Origin of the sequence: Bradyrhizobium sp. (assembly GCF_035484855.1) — a bacterium.
Classification (GTDB): domain Bacteria; phylum Pseudomonadota; class Alphaproteobacteria; order Rhizobiales; family Xanthobacteraceae; genus Bradyrhizobium.
In genome coordinates this window covers 1-2075 of record NZ_DATHOP010000258.1, presented here as the reverse complement: position 1 = coordinate 2075, position 2075 = coordinate 1, and the positions used below count along the sequence as shown (strand labels likewise).

Sequence of the window (2075 nt, the reverse complement as noted above, 5' to 3'; positions counted from 1 at the left end):
ACCGTATCGACGATTTCCGGCAGCACCGCGATCGAGGAGGGCGCGCCGTCGAGTTGACGGCCGCCATGGTTGGAGACCACCAGCGCCTGCGCGCCGCTCTTGGCGGCCTCATTGGCGTCCTCGACATCGAGGATGCCCTTCAGGATCAGCTTGCCCGGCCAGATGCTGCGGATCCACTCGACATCCTTCCAGTTCAGCGTGGTGTCGAACTGCGACGCGGTCCAGGTCGAGAGCGCGGTGATGTCGTCGGTGCCCTTGAGATGGCCGACCAGATTACCGAAGGTGCGACGCTTGCCGCGCAGCACGCCGGCCACCCAGGCCGGCTTGGTGGCGAAATCGAAAAACTTCGACACGGTCCATTCCGGCGGCACCGTCATGCCGTTCTTGATGTCGGCGTGGCGCTGCCCGATCACCTGCAGGTCGACCGTCAGCACCAATGCGCTGCACCTCGCCGCGATGGCGCGCTCGATCAGTTCCTTGATGAAGCCGCGGTCCTTCATGACATAGAGCTGAAACCAGAATGGCTTGTCGACATTGGCGGCGACGTCCTCGATCGAACAGATCGACATCGTGCTCAGCGTGTAGGGGATGCCGGCGGCCTGCGCGGCGCGGCAGGCATGGATTTCGCCGTCGCCATATTGCATGCCGGTGAGTCCGACCGGCGCCAGGATCAAGGGCAGCGCGGCGGGCTCGCCGAGAATCGTGGTGGAGAGATCGCGTTTCGACACATCGACCAGGATGCGCTGGCGAAACTTGATCTGCTGCAGGTCGTCGCGATTGGCGCGCAACGTCTCCTCGGAATAGGAGCCGCGGTCGGCATAGTCGAAAAATGCCTTCGGCACCTTTCGCTTGTGAACCTGACGCAGGTCTTCGATACAGGTGATGTGCTTCATGGACGTTCCCGGCCCCTTCTATTATTGCCTTCTTGTATTTTCCCGCCTGGCAGTCATCTAGCATGGTTGGGCCATCCGCCAAACGCCGGGGCAGAACGGCATGCCACGAGGAGGTCGTCTCATGACCGCACCACGCTCGAAGCCCGAAAAGGTCGACGACGGCGAGAAGCGCCGGCTCGACCAGGCGCTGGAGGAGGGGCTGGAGGAGACCTTTCCGGCTTCCGATCCCGTCAGTGTCACCCAGCCGTCGCCCTCGAAGGTGGACCATCACGTCAGGCGCAAGGACCAGCACTAGCTCGCTCGCCACCCTACGGCCGGCATTATACATGCGTTAACAATGTGTTAAGTGCGGGGAACCGGAGCGGCGGCCGGTAACCGTTCATCATATTTTTTGAAGCCATTTTAGCTCCGAAGGCATTATAACCGCTCGACACGCCATGTCTGGCGGGCGTTCGAGGCTTGTCGCCGTCGGTTAAGCGGCCTCGATAGCTGTTGGGGGGACCATGAGCCGCAAATATTTCGGGACCGATGGGATTCGCGGCCGTGCCAACGGCCTGATCACGCCGGAGCTGGCGCTCAAGGTAGGCCAGGCGGCGGGGCTGGTGTTTCAGCGCGGCGAGCATCGCCACCGCGTCGTCATCGGCAAGGATACGCGGCTGTCCGGCTACATGATCGAATACGCCATGGTCGCAGGCTTCACCTCGGTCGGCATGGACGTGCTGCTGCTCGGCCCGATGCCGACGCCGGCGGTGGCGATGCTGACCAAGTCGATGCGCGCCGATCTCGGCGTGATGATTTCCGCATCGCATAATCTGTTCGAGGACAACGGCATCAAGCTGTTCGGCCCGCAGGGCTTCAAATTGTCCGACGACGTCGAAAAGCAGATCGAGCAGCTGATGGATGAATCGCTCGACAAGCGCCTGGCGCAGAGCGCCAGTCTCGGGCGCGCCCGCCGTATCGACGGCGTTCATGACCGCTATATCGAATTCGCCAAGCGCACGCTGCCGCGCGATCTCAGCCTCGACGGGTTGCGCGTGGTGGTCGATTGCGCCAACGGCGCGGCCTACAAGGTGGTGCCGGAAGCGCTGTGGGAGCTGGGCGCCGACGTGATTTCCATCGGCGTCGAGCCCGATGGATTCAACATCAACAAGGAATGCGGCTCTACCTCGCCGGAAGCACTGA

2 protein-coding genes and 1 pseudogene are annotated in these 2075 nt (G+C 62.7%); 2 read left to right on the top strand and 1 reads right to left on the bottom strand.

Annotated elements, in window-relative coordinates; translation table 11 throughout:
• On the bottom strand, positions 1 to 893 hold an 893-nt coding region (locus tag VK804_RS29475), incomplete at its 3' end, for an alpha-hydroxy acid oxidase (protein ID WP_325751805.1).
• Between the two features lie 121 nt (positions 894 to 1014).
• Here VK804_RS29475 and VK804_RS29470 point away from each other — a divergent pair.
• Together VK804_RS29470 and glmM are read left to right on the top strand one after the other, a co-directional pair.
• Entirely contained in the window at positions 1015 to 1188 is a 174-nt protein-coding gene (locus VK804_RS29470; RefSeq protein ID WP_325751804.1) for a hypothetical protein, read from the top strand.
• 208 nt (positions 1189 to 1396) lie between these two features.
• Positions 1397 to 2075: pseudogene (glmM, locus tag VK804_RS29465) on the top strand (phosphoglucosamine mutase); the annotation flags it as partial.